This window comes from Micromonospora sp. MH33 (genome assembly GCF_003013775.1).
Lineage (GTDB): Bacteria > Actinomycetota > Actinomycetes > Mycobacteriales > Micromonosporaceae > Micromonospora > Micromonospora fulviviridis.
In genome coordinates this window covers 12,152-27,823 of the sequence record NZ_MUYZ01000030.1, presented here as the reverse complement: position 1 = coordinate 27,823, position 15,672 = coordinate 12,152, and the positions used below count along the sequence as shown (strand labels likewise).

13 protein-coding genes and 1 pseudogene are annotated in these 15,672 nt (G+C 72.9%); 7 read left to right on the top strand and 7 right to left on the bottom strand.

Going from position 1 to position 15,672, the window contains the following annotated elements:
- Positions 1-26: 26 nt before the first annotated feature.
- On the bottom strand, positions 27-557 hold the full coding sequence (locus B0E53_RS07900) for a nitroreductase family protein (RefSeq protein WP_107075402.1): 531 nt from the start codon (positions 555-557) through the stop codon (positions 27-29).
- Positions 558-643: 86 nt separating this feature from the next.
- Positions 644-1,426 (bottom strand): hypothetical protein, encoded by a 783-nt coding sequence (locus B0E53_RS07895; RefSeq protein ID WP_246835292.1) that lies wholly within the window; start codon positions 1,424-1,426, stop codon positions 644-646.
- A gap of 241 nt (positions 1,427-1,667) precedes the next feature.
- On the opposite strand from B0E53_RS07895, the gene B0E53_RS07890 reads away from it, so the two are divergent.
- On the top strand, positions 1,668-2,933 hold the full coding sequence (locus B0E53_RS07890) for an aspartate kinase (protein ID WP_107075401.1): 1,266 nt from the start codon (positions 1,668-1,670) through the stop codon (positions 2,931-2,933).
- A gap of 5 nt (positions 2,934-2,938) precedes the next feature.
- Positions 2,939-3,997, top strand: coding sequence for an aspartate-semialdehyde dehydrogenase (locus tag B0E53_RS07885; protein WP_107075416.1), 1,059 nt, complete (start codon positions 2,939-2,941; stop codon positions 3,995-3,997).
- 38 nt (positions 3,998-4,035) lie between these two features.
- Here the strand turns inward: B0E53_RS07885 and B0E53_RS07880 are convergent, their stop codons facing one another.
- Positions 4,036-5,499, bottom strand: a complete 1,464-nt coding sequence (locus B0E53_RS07880) for a diguanylate cyclase (protein ID WP_107075400.1) — start codon at positions 5,497-5,499, stop codon at positions 4,036-4,038.
- Positions 5,500-5,673: 174 nt separating this feature from the next.
- Between B0E53_RS07880 and B0E53_RS07875 the strand changes: the two genes are divergently transcribed.
- On the top strand, positions 5,674-6,453 hold the full coding sequence (locus B0E53_RS07875; RefSeq protein ID WP_107075399.1) for a phosphodiesterase: 780 nt from the start codon (positions 5,674-5,676) through the stop codon (positions 6,451-6,453).
- A 316-nt stretch (positions 6,454-6,769) separates the two neighbouring features.
- Here B0E53_RS07875 and B0E53_RS07870 read toward each other — a convergent pair whose 3' ends face one another.
- Entirely contained in the window at positions 6,770-7,573 is an 804-nt protein-coding gene (locus B0E53_RS07870) for an alpha/beta hydrolase (protein ID WP_107075398.1), read from the bottom strand.
- A 285-nt stretch (positions 7,574-7,858) separates the two neighbouring features.
- Here B0E53_RS07870 and B0E53_RS07865 point away from each other — a divergent pair, with 285 nt between their 5' ends.
- Positions 7,859-9,598 carry a bifunctional metallophosphatase/5'-nucleotidase gene (locus B0E53_RS07865; protein WP_107075397.1) on the top strand — a complete coding sequence of 580 codons (1,740 nt, stop codon included), beginning with the start codon at positions 7,859-7,861 and terminating at the stop codon, positions 9,596-9,598.
- Between the two features lie 71 nt (positions 9,599-9,669).
- On the opposite strand, the gene B0E53_RS07860 is transcribed toward B0E53_RS07865, so the two are convergent.
- Positions 9,670-10,950 carry an MFS transporter gene (locus B0E53_RS07860; RefSeq protein ID WP_107075396.1) on the bottom strand — a complete coding sequence of 427 codons (1,281 nt, stop codon included), beginning with the start codon at positions 10,948-10,950 and terminating at the stop codon, positions 9,670-9,672.
- A 110-nt stretch (positions 10,951-11,060) separates the two neighbouring features.
- Here B0E53_RS07860 and B0E53_RS07855 point away from each other — a divergent pair, with 110 nt between their 5' ends.
- On the top strand, positions 11,061-11,534 hold the full coding sequence (locus tag B0E53_RS07855; protein ID WP_107075395.1) for a hypothetical protein: 474 nt from the start codon (positions 11,061-11,063) through the stop codon (positions 11,532-11,534).
- Positions 11,535-11,550: 16 nt separating this feature from the next.
- On the opposite strand, the gene B0E53_RS39155 is transcribed toward B0E53_RS07855, so the two are convergent.
- Together B0E53_RS39155 and B0E53_RS39150 are read right to left on the bottom strand one after the other, a co-directional pair.
- Complete coding sequence (locus B0E53_RS39155) at positions 11,551-12,660, bottom strand: ionic transporter y4hA (RefSeq protein WP_107075415.1); 1,110 nt, start codon at positions 12,658-12,660, stop codon at positions 11,551-11,553.
- Positions 12,633-13,706, bottom strand: a pseudogene (locus B0E53_RS39150) (transposase); the annotation flags it as partial. The gene B0E53_RS39155 and the pseudogene B0E53_RS39150, both read right to left, overlap by 28 nt.
- 493 nt (positions 13,707-14,199) lie before the next feature.
- Here B0E53_RS39150 and B0E53_RS37425 point away from each other — a divergent pair.
- Complete coding sequence (locus tag B0E53_RS37425) at positions 14,200-14,577, top strand: hypothetical protein (protein ID WP_168215268.1); 378 nt, start codon at positions 14,200-14,202, stop codon at positions 14,575-14,577.
- A 752-nt stretch (positions 14,578-15,329) separates the two neighbouring features.
- Positions 15,330-15,608: a tyrosine-type recombinase/integrase gene (locus tag B0E53_RS07830; RefSeq protein WP_246835291.1), complete on the top strand. Its 279-nt coding sequence runs from the start codon at positions 15,330-15,332 to the stop codon at positions 15,606-15,608.
- Positions 15,609-15,672 lie beyond the last annotated feature (64 nt).

The window sequence follows — 15,672 nt, the reverse complement described above, 5'->3', positions numbered from 1 at the left end:
GCGGCGCCTGACCCCGGCCGGGCGGATCAGGCCAGGAGCAGGTCGGCGAGCGGGCGGCGGCGGCGCAGCTCGGTCTCCCGGTCCCGCAGGTCATCGGGGAGCGCGAACGGGTCGCCGAGCCGGCCGATCGCGACCACCACGGTGGGCCGGATGCCGACCGGCAGGTCCAGTTCGGTGACGAGGCCGGCCCGGTCGAAGCGGGTGAGCTGGTGCGCGTGCAGGCCGAGCGCGGTGGCCTGCACGGTCAGGTGGGCGACGGCCTGACCCAGGTCGTACGCGGCCCGCTCGGGGTCGCCGCCGGTGTGCGCGCCGAGCAGCAGCGCCGCGGCGTGCCGGGCCCAGCGTTGGTCGCCGTCGGGGAGGCTGACCAGCAGCCGTTTCCAGGTGTCGTCCTCCCGGTGCCCGAACGCGAACCGCCACGGCTGGGCGTTGCCGGCCGAGGGGGCCCAGCGGGCGGCCTCCAGCAGCGAGGTGGCCTCGTCGCCGCTGAGCTCGGCGGTCGGGTCGAAGGCGCGTGGGCTCCAGCGGAAGGCGAGCAGCGGGGTGAGGTCGAGCATGCGGAGAAGCATCCCTCATGGGTGTTTTGCACCCTCGACCGCCCCCGGTCAGATGTGTCCAAGAGCACCCGTAACGGACATCGGGGTCAGGGCGTTCCCGTGCTCGGGCTGTCGGTCGGCGACGGCGCCTCCCGGCTCACCGGGTCGCCCTCGGTGACCGGGCCGGCCAACTGCACGGTGGCCGGCGCCGCGCCCGGCTCGCCGGCCAGCCTCAGGGTGCCGAAGGCCGCCCGGACCGCCGCCGGGGTGCCGTCGGGCCGGTAGCAGTAGATGCCCACGTCCAGCGGGGCGTTCAGCGAGGCCGACGTCGACTCGACCGAGTAGCACTCGCCGCTCACCCCGGGCAGCGGGGCGGCCGGCGAGACCGCGAGCGGGGCGCGCCGGTCGGTGAGCACCTCCAGCCAGTCCGTGAACGGGTGCTGCACCCGCGGGTCCAGCTTCCGGGGCACGGCGTCGTCGGCGTCACCGAGGCGTACGCAGCCCGCCGGCTGCGCCCATCCGGCCGAGGGCAGGGCGCACTGGAAGAGCCCGTCCGCGTTCGCGGCGAGCGAGACGTCGACGGTGCCGCCCCGCCCCCAACCGGGCACGTCCACCCGCCAGGTGCCGTCGTTCGCGCTGGTCACCGCGACCGTCCGGGCCGCGCCTCCGGCCGGCTCGAAGGTGTACGTGGCGGTGAGGTGCCGGTCCTGCGCGGCGGCGGCCAGCGCGGCCAGCTCGTCGCGGGCCGCGTCCGCCTCGGCCGGGACCGGATCGGCGGTGCTGGTCGGGGCCGGGCTCGGCGGGTCGGCGGTGCAGGCGGCCAGGAGCGCCGGCAGGGTGAGCGCCAGGGCGCCGGTCAGTCGCCGGGCCGCGCGTCGGTGTGCGTGCACCGGGTCATTCTGCGGTGCCGGCCCGGGTGCGGGGAGCCCGCCGTACGGGTGTTCCGGTCGGCGTGTCGCGCGGCCGGGTCGGCCCCGGTGAGCCGCCCCACGCCGGGCCGGATGGTGGGATCACCTGACCCGGCGCCGTGCGCCGCCCGATACCCTGAGGAGGTCTGACACGCGCCGCCGGACCGAAGAAACCGGCGGCGCCGGCACGCTCAGGGTCGTCGCTGGGAGGGAGTGCACCGTCGTGGCACTCGTGGTGCAGAAGTACGGCGGGTCCTCCGTCGCCAACGCCGAGCGGATCAAGCGGGTGGCCGAGCGCATCGTGGCCGCGCGCAAGGCCGGCGACGACGTGGTCGTGGTGGTCTCCGCCATGGGGGACACCACCGATGAGCTGCTCGACCTGGCCAACCAGGTCAGCCCGCTGCCGCCCGGCCGCGAGCTGGACATGCTGCTCACCGCCGGGGAGCGGATCTCCATGGCGCTGCTCGCCATGGCCATCCACAACCTGGGGTACGAGGCCCGCTCGTTCACCGGCTCGCAGGCCGGCGTGCTCACCACCTCGGTGCACGGCAGGGCCCGGATCATCGACGTCACCCCGGGTCGCCTCAAGGGCGCGCTCGACGAGGGCGCGGTGGTCATCGTGGCCGGCTTCCAGGGCGTCTCCCAGGACACCAAGGACGTCACCACGCTGGGCCGGGGCGGGTCGGACACCACCGCGGTGGCCCTCGCGGCCGCGCTCGACGCGGATGTCTGCGAGATCTACACCGACGTGGACGGGGTCTTCACCGCCGACCCGCGGATCGTGCCGAACGCCCGGCACATCAGGCACATCACCTACGAGGAGATGCTGGAGCTGGCCGCCTGCGGCGCCAAGGTGCTGCACCTGCGCAGCGTCGAGTACGCCCGGCGCGCGGGGTTGCCGATCCACGTCCGTTCGTCATACTCGACCAACACCGGCACGATGGTCACCGGATCGATGGAGGACCTTCCTGTGGAACAGGCACTGATCACCGGGGTCGCCCACGACCGCAGCGAGGCGAAGATCACCATCGTCGGGGTGCCCGACGAGCCGGGCGCCGCCGCGCGGATCTTCGACACCGTGGCCGGCGCCGAGATCAACATCGACATGATCGTGCAGAACGTGTCCACCGAGGGCACCGGCCGCACCGACATCTCGTTCACGCTGCCCAAGACCGACGGCCCGACCGCGATGGCCGCGCTCAGCAAGATCCAGGAGCCGGTCAAGTTCAAGGGCCTGCTCTACGACGACCACGTCGGCAAAGTCTCCCTGATCGGCGCCGGCATGCGCTCGCACCCGGGCGTCGCGGCCGGCTTCTTCGCCGCCCTCGGCGCGGCCGGCGTGAACATCGAGATGATCTCCACCTCGGAGATCCGGGTCTCCGTGGTGTGCCGGGACACCGACCTCGACAAGGCGGTCCGGGCCATCCACGACGCCTTCGACCTGGGCGGTGACACCGAAGCCGTCGTCTACGCCGGCACCGGGCGGTAGTGCGGATGTCGTCGCTGCCCACCCTCGCCGTGGTCGGAGCGACCGGCGCCGTCGGCACGGTGATGTGCCAGATCCTCTCCTCCCGCCGCAACGTGTGGGGCGAGATCCGGCTGCTCGCCTCCGAGCGCTCGGCCGGCCGCCAGGTGCAGTGCCGGGGCGAGTTGCTGACCGTCCAGGCGCTCACCCCCGAGGCGTTCGACGGCGTGGACGTGGCCATGTTCGACGTCCCGGACGAGGTCTCGGCCGAGTGGGCGCCGGTCGCGGTCGGCCGTGGCGCGGTCGCCGTGGACAACTCCGGCGCGTTCCGGATGGACCGCGACGTCCCGCTGGTCGTTCCCGAGATCAACCCCGAGCAGGTCCGGAACCGGCCGAAGGGGATCATCGCCAACGCCAACTGCACCACCCTGGCGATGATCGTGGCGATCGCCCCGCTGCACCGCGAGTACGGCCTGCGTGAGCTGGTGCTCGCCTCGTACCAGGCGGTCTCCGGGGCGGGGCAGGCCGGCGTGGACGCGCTGCACGCCCAGCTCGGCAAGATCGCCGGAGACCGCGTGCTCGGCTCCCGGCCGGGCGACGTGCGGCAGGCGGTCGGTGACGAGCTGGGCCCGTTCCCGGCGCCGCTGGCGCTCAACGTGGTGCCCTGGGCCGGCTCGCTGGCGGACGGCGGCTGGTCGTCCGAGGAGCTGAAGATGCGCAACGAGTCGCGCAAGATCCTCGGGCTGCCCGACCTCAAGGTCTCCGCGACCTGCGTCCGGGTGCCGGTGGTGACCGGCCACTCGGTCGCGGTGCACGCGGTCTTCGCCACCGAGGTGGACGCCGAGGGGGCCCGCGAGGTGCTGCGCAACGCGCCCGGCGTGATCCTGGTCGACGACCCGGCCGCCGGCGAGTTCCCGATGCCGATCGACGCGGTGGGCACCGACCCGTCCTGGGTCGGGCGGATCCGCCGCGCGGTCGACGACCCGCGCGCCCTGGACCTCTTCGTGACGGGCGACAACCTTCGCAAGGGCGCCGCCCTCAACACCGCCCAGATCGCCGAACTCCTGGCGAAGGAGCTGACCCGCTGATCCGGCCGCGCCGCCCGGCGCCCGCTCCGCCGCGCCGGTCAGGCGGCGGAGAGGTGTACGCCGTCTCGGCCGTGTTGTTTCACGGCGTAGAGGGCCTGGTCGGCGCGACGTAGGGTTCGCTCCGGGGTTTCGCCGGGGCGGGGTAGGGCGACGCCGACGCTGATCGTCCTTCCGGCGCGGCGGGCGGCCTCGGTGAGCCGCTCGGCGATCCGGACGGCCTCCTCGGGGCGGCTCACCTCGATCACCGCGACGAACTCGTCGCCGCCGGTCCGGTACAGCTCGTCGCCCTGGCGCAGCGCCCCCTCCAGCGCCCGGGCCAGCCCCACCAGCAGCCGGTCGCCGGCCTGGTGGCCGTACGTGTCGTTGACGTCCTTGAAGCCGTCCACGTCGATCGCCAGCAGGGCGGTACGCCCCGGCGTGGCGCTGGCGATCCGCTGTCCGAACGGCCCGGTGTGGCGCAGCCCGGTGAGCGGGTCCGAGCTGGCCTGCTCGCGCAGCCGCGCGAGCGTACGCAGCCGGTCGAGGCAGGTCCACGCCTGCCCGGCCAGCAGCTCGATCAGGTTGACCGTGGTCGGGTCGGGGCGCAGCAGCCGCTCGTCGGCGACCAGCAGCACCCCGCCGCCGTCCGGCGGGCCGACCGGCACCGCCACCAGGGTGCGCGCCCCGGCCCGGGTCAGCGGCAGGTAGTCCTCGGTCGGCGGGTGCCCCGCCTCGCCCAGCGTGTACGCCGAGCCGTGCCGGTGCGCCCGGGCGATCATCCGGCCGAGCGCCGCCGGCCCGGCCTCGGCCAGCTCGGCCCGGATCCGGGCCTCCAGCGGGCCGGGGGTGCCCGTCGGCGCGCCCAGCCGGGGCTCGCGCCGGTCGGCGAGGATCAGCACGGCGGCGGAGAGGGCCGAGACGTCCCGGGCCGCGGTGATCGCGGCGGTCATCAGGTCCCAGTCGGTGGGGGCGGTGGTCATCGCGGCGGCGTGCCGGAGCAGCTTCTCGCTGCGGCTCTCGGCCGGCGGGCCGCCGAGCGCCCCGATCCGGGCGCCGAGCCGGTCGGCCAGCCGCTGCGTGGTCGCCCGCCACCGGTCGGTCTCGACCGGGCCGCTCCACTGCAGGTCCAGCACGCCGAGCGGCCGGCCCGCCCGGTCCCGCACCGGCACGCAGATCTCGGCGGTGACGTCGGGGCGTACGGGAAGGTAGTCGGGGTCGGCGGTCACGTCGGGGACGGTGGCGGGCTCGCCGGAGTCGTACACCCGGGCGACGATCGACGGCTCCGGGTCGCGGCGCGGCGCGTCGGCGTTGTCGCTCCCGGTCTTCAACGGCACGGTGGAGAAGACCTGCCAGGCGCCGGTGGCCGCGACGCAGCGGAGCCGGTCGTGGACCTGGAGCAGGATCGAGATCGTCGCCGGGGTGTGCCGGGCCAGCGCCGCGACGGTCCACTGGCACGCCTCCAGCGCGGTCGACGCCATGGGGAGGCGGACCGTGACGTCTCGGACGACTCGCTCGTGATCCACGTCGTTCCTGCTCGGAGGGGGCGGGGCGCGATCAAGGGTACTCATCGGAGGAGCCGGCGACCTTCGTACACATGTGCTATCCACAGGCTGTGGACGGGGCCTGTGGGTGCGGCGGGGCCCGCGGCGGGGGTCGGCGGCGATAGCGTGGGGGTCCGGGCTCGTCAGGAGGCGCCGATGCTCATCGCCCAGCTCAGCGACCCGCACGTGACCACCGGCCCGCTCGCCGCGGAGCAGGCGTCGGGGCTGCACCGGGCGCTCGGCCGGGTCCTCGCCCTGCGTCCCCGGCCCGACTGCGTGGTGATCACCGGCGACCTGGTGAGCAACGGCCGCCCGGACGAGTACCTCGCGCTGCGCGAGGTCATCGCGCGCTTCCCGCTGCCCGTCCACCTCGCCGCCGGCAACCACGACGACCGGGAGTCCCTGCTCGACACCTTCGGCGGCACCCCGTACCTGGGTGGCGGCTTCTCGGCCCACTACCACGTGGACCAGCCGGACGGGACGCTCGTGGTGCTCGACTCGCACGCCCCCGGCGACGACGCCGGGCGGCTCGGCGACGATCAGCTCGGCTGGCTGGACGGCGTGCTCGCCGGCCGCCCAGACGTGCCCGCCGTCGTGTGCCTGCACCATCCGCCGGTCGCGGTCGGCGTCCCGGCCATGGACGCCATGGGGCTCACCGACGCGGACGCCCTCGCCGAGGTGATCGGGCGCCACCCCCATGTGGCCCGTGTCGCCGCCGGCCACCTGCACCGGCCGGTGACCAGCGCCTTCGCCGGTACGGTGCTGACCACCGCCCCGAGCACCTGGATGCAGGTCAGCCTGGCCATGTCGGACGACTCGGAGATCGGGTGGGTCGCCGAGCCGACCGCGTTCCTGCTGCACCTGGTCTCCGGCGGCGGCTGCGTGACGCACACCGTCCAGGTCAGCCACGCCGCCGGGCGGACCTGCTGGTTCTGACCGAGCGGCTCCTCTGGTACGCCGCGTACGGCACCAACCTGCACGCGGCGCGGCTGGCGGCCCTGTGGCGGGAGCGCTACCGGGCGGACCGGCAGAACGGGCCGCCGTTCGGTCGGGATCTCTCACCCGGTGGCTGTATTTGCCTGCGCAGAGGTTGTCCACGCAAACGTCTCTCGGTGACATTGGCAGCGTCGACGGCGTGCCGCTCGGCACCCGTTCGTGGACCAGTGGGCGCCGCACCCTCCTGCTGGTCCACCCGGCGCGCGGCGCCGGCTCCCTGGTCCCTGGGGGCCGGTGCCGTGGGCGCCGGACCGGATCAGCCGAGCAGGGCGTCGCGCAGCGCGGGGGCCAGCACCTCCGGCGGCACCTCGTGGAAGCCGCCCGCCAGGCTGAGGTGGGTGGCCCCGGGGATCACCCCGGCTGTCGCCACAGCCGCGTCGCGCAGCCACGGTGGGCTGCCCGTGCTGTCCAGCACCACGGTGGGCACGGCGATCGCTGTGAGCCGGTCGGCGGGCAGTCCGGCGTAGCCGGTGACCGTGGTGTCGTAGGCCAGGGTGTGTGCCAGCCCCGCCATCCAGGCCCACTCCGGAGCGTCGCGCATCCCGCCGACCGCCTCGGCGGGCACGCCGACCGCGTCGGTCAGGAAGAGGGCGACCGCGTCGTCGCGCCGGCCGGCCGCGACCAGCTCGCTCAACCGCTCGGCCAGCCCCGGCTTCGCGCCGCCGTGCGGGCCGGCCTGGAACGGCGGCTCGAAGAGCGCCAGCCCGCTGACCGGCACCCCCTCGGCCACCGCGTACGCCGCGAGGATCGCACCGGACGAGAGGCCGTAGAGGTGGGCGCCGGGGCCCGCACGGTCGATCAGGGCGGCCATGTCCTCGATCTCGCGCTGCACCGCGTACGGGCCGGTGTCGCCGCTCTCGCCGCGACCCCGGCGGTCGTAGCCGTAGACGGTGAAGTCGGCGGTCAACGCGGCGGCCAGCGGGCGCGTGGTGCTCCGGTCGTTGAAGGCCCCGCCGACCAGGACGATCGGCGGTCCCTCGCCGGCCGTCTCGTACGCGATCGTGGTGCCGTCGGCGGACCGCACCGAGTCCACCGTCCAGTTGGTGCCGCTCGACTCCATGGCTACATTCCTAGCCCATACCTCCGACAGCGGCGCGGCGTGAAGGAATTCACCCCCCGGTCATGTCCGACTAGTCGGGCGTACCGGTGCAGGTTGCTGTCGATATCCACAGTTGAGATGCACTGCCCCGGTCGACCGATCGCTTGACGGGTGGCAAGCTTGCTTCGGCAGGCGGCGTCCCCCCGACCGCCGTCATCCGCGATCGACCCCTGTCACGGCACGTCCAGGGTCACCGGTGCGAACCATCGCCCGGACAGCCACGCGCCGAGTCTCACGAGGAGTTCCATGTCCGTCCCCGGGATGCGCCGGGCCGCCGTCGGCCTGGCCGCACTCGCCGCGACCGCGTTCACCGCGGTCGCCGTCAACCCCAACCAGGCCGCGGCCGACCCGAAGCCGGTCGACGTCAAGCTGCTCGCCATCAACGACTTCCACGGCAACCTCGAGCCCCCGACCGGGTCGAGCGGCACGATCGCCGGGCAGGCCGCGGGTGGTGCGGAATACCTGGCCACCCAGCTGAACATGCTGCGTGGCAGCACCGAGGAGGAGCGGGAGCGCACCGTCACGGTCGCCGCCGGTGACCTGATCGGCGCCTCGCCGCTGCTCTCCGCCGCGTTCCACGACGAGCCCACCGTCGAGGAGATGAACCTCGCCGGGCTCGAGTTCACCAGCGTCGGCAACCACGAGTTCGACGAGGGCGCCACCGAGCTGCTCCGGATGCAGAACGGCGGCTGCCACCCGGTCGACGGCTGCGCCGACGGCACCCCGTTCGCGGGCGCCCAGTTCCAGTACCTCTCGGCGAACGCCTTCAAGACCGCCACCGGCAAGCCGCTGCTGCCGCCGTACGGCATCAAGAAGATCGACGGCGTCAAGATCGGCTTCATCGGGATGACCCTGGAGGGCACCCCGCAGATCGTCAGCCAGCAGGGCGTCGCCGGTCTCTCCTTCGCCGACGAGGCGGACACCGCCAACAAGTACGCCCGCATCCTGCAGGCCCAGGGCGTGCAGTCCATCGTCGTGCTGCTGCACGAGGGCGGCGTGCAGAACGGCGGCGGGATCAACGACTGCACCGGGTTCAGCGGCCCGATCGTCGACATCGCCAACCGGATGGACCCGTCCATCGACGTGATCGTCAGCGGGCACACCCACGCCGCGTACAACTGCAACATCAACGGCAAGCTGGTCACCAGCGCCAGCTCCTTCGGCCGCCTGGTCACCGACATCGACCTGAAGATCGACCGGCGGACCAAGGACATCGTCAGCGCCTCGGCGAACAACGTCGTGGTGACCCGGGACGTCCCGAAGGACCCGGCCAGCACCCAGCTGATCAACCGCTACAAGACCGCCCTCGGCCCGGTGGCCGACAAGGTGGTCGGCGAGACCACCAGCGTGATCAACAAGACCCAGGAGAACCTGTACCAGACCGGGGTCGACGCCAACGGCAAGCCGACGTACCAGACCGGTGAGTCGCCGCTCGGCAACCTGATCGCCGACGCCCAGCTCGCCGCCACCGACAACGAGCAGAACGCGGTCGCCGCGTTCATGAACCCCGGTGGTGTCCGCGCCGACCTCGACGCCGGCCCGGTCACCTACGCCGAGGCGTTCACCGTCCAGCCGTTCGCCAACAACCTGGTGACCCTGGACCTGACCGGCGCGCAGCTCTACTGCCTGCTGGAGCAGCAGTTCACCACCGCCAAGGTGCTGTACGCGTCCTCGACCGTGCACTACGTCGTCAACGTGAACGGCACCACGGCGCCGGCCGGCACGCCGTGCAGCGGCACCCGCGTGGTCCGGGGCAGCCTCACCATCAACGGCACCCCGGTCACCGACACCGCGACCTACCGGGTCACGGTGAACAACTTCCTCTCCGGCGGTGGTGACGGCTTCAGCGTCCTCACCGGCGGCACGAACGCCGTCACCGGCATGATCGACCTGGACGCCTTCACCGCGTACCTGACCGAGAAGTCGCCGGTCTCCGCGCCGGCCCTGGACCGGATCCAGACCACCGCGGAGGTCCCCGCCGCCTGACGGCCGACCGTACGACGACGGGCCCCCGGAGCTGACGCTCCGGGGGCCCGTTCGTGCGCCGGCGGCGTTCGCTATGCGTGCGCGGGCTCCGGCTCCCGGACGGGGCCGGCGGCGCGGCCGTCCTGGGCGGCGGTGAGCAGCGGGCGCAGCGACAGGGCCAGCACCGACGCGGTCAGGCAGCCGCCCACCACGACCGCCACCCAGAGCCGGCCGTGCGCCGCGCCGATCAGCGGGCCCGCGGTGACCGGGCCGATGACCCCGCTGATCCCGAAGATCATCGAACTCATCGCGTTGTACCGGCCGCGCAGCTCGTCGGTGGCGAGCGCGTTGGTCAGCGCCGGCATCACCGGCGACAGCATCGTCTCGCCGAACCCGAAGATCGCCGAGCAGGCCACCACGCCGAGCGCCGCGAGCAGCGCGTTGCCCGTGCCGACCACGCCGGCGGCGCCGAGGACCAGCCAGGCGGTCGCGAAGACCGCGCCCACCGCGGCGAGCGCGCCGGTCCGGCTCCGCCCCTCCATCCGGCGGATCACCAGCAGTTGGGAGAGCACGATCATCACGGTGTTGGCGGCGAGCGCCCAGGCCACCACCCGGGGCGATACCTCCACCACCCGCACCGAGTACGCAGCGAAGCCCACCTCGATCTGCGCGTAGCCGCAGGTGGTGAGGACCAGGCCGAACAGGACCAGCCTGCGGAACGGCCGGTCCCGCAGCACGGTGAGGTAGCCGCCGGGCGCCGCTCCGGTGCCCGCCGCCCGGTCCTTTGCCAGCCGGTGTCCGACGTGCGGCAGGGTGAGCAGGATCAGGCACGGCATCAGGTAGCTCACCGCGTCCAGCACGTAGACGGCCTGGAAGGTGACCGGCCGGGCCACGTCGACCACCGCGCCGGAGATCAGGCCGCCCACGCCGATGCCCAGATTGAGCAGGGCGAAGTTCAACCCGAACACCCGCTGCCGCTCACCGTCGCCGGTGAGCGAGGCGAGGATGGTGTTCTGACCGGCCCAGATCGCCGAGCTGCCGATGGCGACCAGCGTCATCACGCCGAACGCCGTCGCGGTCGAGTCGACCAGCGCCAGCGAGCCGGTGCCGATCGCCTCGACGACCAGGCAGGGCAGCACCACCCGACGCGCGCCGAACCGGTCGATCAGCGTGCCGCCCAGCGGCGACAGCGCCAGCGTCACGGCGCCGAACCAGCCGATCACCAGGCCGGCCCGGGCGTCGCCCAGCCCGCGCACGTCGGTGAGGTAGATGAAGAGGAAGGGCAGGGTGAGACCGCGCCCGATGGCCGACAGCAGGGTGCCGATCAGGATCCGACGGGCTTCGGGACGGGCGGGTAGGGCGCGGCGCAGCATGGCTGCATTCTTGGTGCCGGGTACGACGACCCGCGACCGGATTTGCGCCCGCCACGCGCTCGGCGGAGCCGGCGGGTGAGCAAGCTAACCCCGTCTGCCATGCTGGCGCGGTGACCACCACCTGGCGCCACCTGCCCGCCCCGGCCCGCGAGATCGCGCAGGCGGCCACCGAGGCGGTGGGCGCCGCGCAGGCGCGGGACGCCGGGGCGTACCAGCCCGCCGCCGAGCGGCTCGCCGCCGCGGACCGGGCCGGGCTGGTGCTCGGCGGCGTGGTCCGGTTGCTGCTGGAGGAGGGCCACCCGGACGGGCTGGACGGCGACGACATCCGCCAGGTGCTGGAGCGCTGCGTCCGGTCCACCGCGGCATGGCGACCCGACGTCGACCCGCACGTGCTGCTGGTGCTGCTGGCGGGCGCGCTCGGCGTCTACGACCCGGGCGACGACGACGCGCCGCCCGATCCGGCCGTGATCGCCCGGCACGCCCCGCTGCTCGTCGCCGACCTGCTGGCGGCCACCGGACGCCCCCTGGCCGACTACCTGTCGGCGGCGTTCGCCGAGGTCGCCCGCACCGAACTGCACGACTGACCGCCGCCGGAGGGGGTCACGGGCTGGCGGCGAGGAAGACGAACGCGGCGAGCAGCACCAGGTGCACCCCGCCCTGGAGCACGGTGGCGCGACCCGGCACCACGGTGAGCACGCCGGTCACCGCGGTCAGCGCGAGCAGCGTCATCTGGGTGCCGCCGAGGCCCAGCAGCAACGGGCCCTCCAGCCAGATCGAGGCCAGCGCTATGGCCGGGATGGTCAGGCCGATGCTGGCCATGGCCGAACCGAGCGCCAGGTTGAGGCTGATCTGCACCCGGTCCCGGCGGGCCGCCCGGGCGGCGGCGAGGGTCTCCGGCAGCAGCACCAGCAGGGCGATGACCACGCCGACGAACGCCTGCGGCAGGTTCGCCGCCTCGACGCCGGCCTCGATCGCCGGGGAGATGGTCTTCGCGTCGCCGACCACCGCGACCAGCGCCACGACCAGCAGCGCCAGGCTGGCCAGGGCGGTACGGGTGGACGGCGGGTCGGCGTGCCCGTCGCCGTCGGCGTCCTCGGGAATGATGCTGCCCTCCTGCGTCACCGGCAGGAAGTAATCGCGGTGCCGGCCGGTCTGCACCAGCACGAACAGGCCGTACAGGGCGAGCGAGGCGACCGCCGCGAAGGCGAGCTGTGCGGAGGAGAACTGTGGGCCGGGCCGGCTGGTGAAGGTCGGCACCACCATGCTGAGGGTGGCGAGCGTGGCCACCGTGGCCAGCGCCCCACCCGTACCCTCCGGGTTGAACACCGCGACCCGGCGGCGCAGCGCGCCGAGCAGCAGGGACAGGCCGAGTATCCCGTTGCAGGTGATCATCACGGCGGCGAAGACCGTGTCCCGGGCCAGCGCCTGCGTCTTGTCGCCGCCGCTGATCATCAGCGTGACGATCAGCCCGACCTCGATCACGGTGACCGCCACCGCGAGCACCAGCGAGCCGAGCGGTTCGCCCACCTTGTGCGCCACCACCTCGGCGTGGTGCACGGCCGCCAGCACGGCCCCCGCGAGCAGCGTGGCCACCACCACGATCAGCGGGCCGGGCAGGTGCCGGCCCCAGGTGGCCGCGAGCACGAGGACCGCGATCAGGGGTAGGAGGGTGGTCCAGTCGGTCAGGCGGGATCGGATCTTGGCCGGCATGCCATCAACCTTGCCAGGCGAGCGGACCAATCGCCCGTGGCCGGAGGCTTGCGATTGCGGCCCCGGGGTGCCCCGTGAGCCGCGCCACACTCCGGTGGCGAACGGTGGAACGCCGAGAGGCCGCACCCGATGAACCGGATGCGACCTCTCACCTCTGGTCGGGGTGGCCGGACTCGAACCGACGACCTCTTCGTCCCGAACGGCCGTACGACGTGGCGGGCGTTGTCGTCCGTTGGTGACGTACCGGAAGCGCGACCAGATGCCCGCGGCCAGCGGATCTTCGGACCAGTGTCTTGAGTGATGTGCGTGGCGGCATGTTGGACAGCCAGTACTTTGACTGGTTCGTCGGTGTTGGGCGGCCATTCGGCGATCAGCCAGCATTCGGGCAAGCTGCCGTCGTCGTCGCGGGGGATGTCCCGGTTCGCGGGGCGGATCCGTAGCCGTAGGAAGTGCGAGCGCATCGCCCCGGTCGGGTTCGTTTTGCTGCGCCGGCTGCCGCGCCGCGAGGTGGTCTGCCGTGCGGTCTCGCGGCCTGTGGCCAGGACCAGGTCCTTGAGGGTGGCCGGCGGGTCGGGGTAGGCCGGGCGGGGTGGGCGGCCTCGGCCGGAGTAGGCCGGGGTGACCGGGACCGCGTCGGCGGGGTGGGCGGTGGCGGTCGGGTCGACCTGGACCACGTAGCGCAGGCCACGTTCGGCCAGGCCGAGCCGGAACAGGGTGCAGTCGCCGTAGCCGGAGTCCGCGGCCACCGGCAGTTTCGGCAGCCCCCACCGGTCGATCATCTCGTCGAGCATGTCCAACGCGAGGCGCCATTTCTCCCGGTGCCGCACGTCGTCGGGCATGCGGGCCCGGTCCCGCCGGGCCCGCACCGCCGCGGCCCGGTCGGGATCGGTGACCATGGTGTCGTCCCACGATCGCGGGCAGAACAACCGCCAGTTCGCGGCCACCGACGCGGTGTCGGTGACCGCCTGGACGCTTACCCCGATCTGACAGTTGCCGGTCTTTGCCCAGGTGCCCGAGTACTGCCGGGCCACACACGGCGATTCGGTGCCGGTCCTTCGGGAAGCCCGAGTCGCCGATCACGTACGCGGCCGGGTCGATCGCGTCGGCCGCCCACCGTGCCACGTTCGCCCGCACCGTCGTGTAGTCCCAGGTCGAGGACGTGATGAACTGCTGCAACTGCTGATGATCGACGCCGAGGCGTTCCGCCATCGGCTGCATCGACTTCCGCGCCCCATCGGTGAGCAGGCCACGCATGTACAACTCGCCCTTGACCCGCTGATCCGAACGCCGAACTGCGCCATCCGACATCGCCGCGGTGAACTCGACCAGCCGCGGACGCGCCTTCTCGACCTGCTCCGGAGTCACACCAGATCGCTGTGGCTCACCAGCCCGCTCCGACAGGCGCGGAGACCGACGTCGTAGAGGTTCGGTGAACCAACCACCGGGACGCATCCGTTCTGTCATAGACGAACGCGTCACGCGCGCGTCAGGCGCAATTGATCCACGGCACTGTCCCCTACAAGGCACTAGGAGGCCCAGATGACAGCTTTGACTCGCATGCGCAAGATGTGGCGACCGGTCTTGATCGGCGCCATGGTCCTGGCAGGGGTGGCCACAGCCGCTACGCCGGCAAGTGCGGCGACCACCAACCGGACCGGAATCTGCAACAAGGGAGCCGGCTACAACGCGTACCTGGAGTTCCCCTTCCGAGGCATAACCAGCTTCGGGGTACGGCCGGGCACATGTTGGAGCAAAACGCTCGCCGCCGGCAGCTCTGAGCCTGTCAAGGTGTGGGCCGTCTCTTCCGGCTCCTGGCGCCTGCTGGGCGAGACGTGGATCCACTCGGCCAACCACAACGTGTTCCGGACCTCGGGCTCGGGCGCTTGGGGGGCCTACTACTGGTATAGCACCAGCTGACGGCCGTGAAAGCCCCGCGCGCTCCTTCTGGCGTGCGGGGCCAGGGCGAATCGCGTAGCCGGGCGGTGCGGCTCTGAGCAGGAGTGTTCTCCCACATCACCATGAACTGGGGGCTGCCCCCGACCTGCCCCGGGGGCGGTCAGCCCTTCGGACAGTTCCTCCGGCAGCCCGCCGCCGGCCTCCTTCGATACCGGCGCCCTGCTCCGCGCCGGATGCCGGCCCGCCACCCTGCGCGGGCCCCGCGCTGTCGTGTTTGGGCAGGACGTGCGGCCTGGCGAGTCGTGTTGGACGAACGCAAACGCGACGAGGAGCGCCAGCGCCTCGACGCGCGGGCGCAAGCGGGCCTGGTGGCCGCGAACTCCGCTGCACTGACATGTCCGGGAGGCGGTGAGTGCGTCGGGCTGACGTGGGACGCGATCGACCTCGATAAGGCGACCGTCAGGGTGAGCCGGGTCGGCGTTGAGGTGGCCGGCACGGTGACCTTCAGCCCTACCCGAAGTCCCGCGCGGGCCGCCGGACCGTGCCGCTGCCGCCGTTCGTCGTCCAAGCGCTCCGGCGGCACAAGGAGATCGTGCCGGTAGGGCCGTCCGGCGAGGTGTTCACGAACGAGGCGGGCGGGTCCATGCGCCGCACGGTGTTTCGGGCATGGATCTGGCGGCCCGCGCTCGTTCGGGCCGGTCTGCTCGGCAAAGGTCGTCCAGACCGGCCCGCGTACCTGGCTTGCGACCTGGCGGGACCGAGCGGGCAACGAGGTGACCGGGGAGTTTCCGAACCGGCGGGTGGCCCGCGCCCGGGTGTCCCGTCAGGCGCAAGGTGGACTGCGCTTCCATGACCTGCGTCACTCGTACGCGACCTGGCTCGTCAGCGACGGCGTACCGCTCAACGACGTTGCCCGCGTCATGGGCCACGAGCAGATCTCGACCACGCTCGACCGGTACACCCACGCGTTCGAGGTCGGCGCGGACGAGGCGCGGAGATCACTCGCTGACTTTCCGCTGACTTCCGACGGGAAGGAAGATCAGAAAGGCTGATCGTACCGCCACGTTTCGATGAGCTAGATCACGCCCGCAATGACAAAGGGCCAGGTGAGATGCC

What these genes read in the sequence shown, in the direction of transcription:
- B0E53_RS07860 (WP_107075396.1), bottom strand. Translation starts at nt 10,950, where the DNA reads ATGCTGCGCCGCGCCCTACCCGCCCGTCCCGAAGCCCGTCGGATCCTG.
- B0E53_RS07870 (WP_107075398.1), bottom strand. Translation starts at nt 7,573, where the DNA reads ATGGAGTCGAGCGGCACCAACTGGACGGTGGACTCGGTGCGGTCCGCC.
- B0E53_RS07900 (WP_107075402.1), bottom strand. Translation starts at nt 557, where the DNA reads ATGCTCGACCTCACCCCGCTGCTCGCCTTCCGCTGGAGCCCACGCGCC.
- B0E53_RS39155 (WP_107075415.1), bottom strand. Translation starts at nt 12,660, where the DNA reads ATGCCGGCCAAGATCCGATCCCGCCTGACCGACTGGACCACCCTCCTA.
- B0E53_RS07875 (WP_107075399.1), top strand. Translation starts at nt 5,674, where the DNA reads ATGCTCATCGCCCAGCTCAGCGACCCGCACGTGACCACCGGCCCGCTC.
- B0E53_RS37425 (WP_168215268.1), top strand. Translation starts at nt 14,200, where the DNA reads ATGACAGCTTTGACTCGCATGCGCAAGATGTGGCGACCGGTCTTGATC.
- B0E53_RS07865 (WP_107075397.1), top strand. Translation starts at nt 7,859, where the DNA reads ATGTCCGTCCCCGGGATGCGCCGGGCCGCCGTCGGCCTGGCCGCACTC.
- B0E53_RS07885 (WP_107075416.1), top strand. Translation starts at nt 2,939, where the DNA reads ATGTCGTCGCTGCCCACCCTCGCCGTGGTCGGAGCGACCGGCGCCGTC.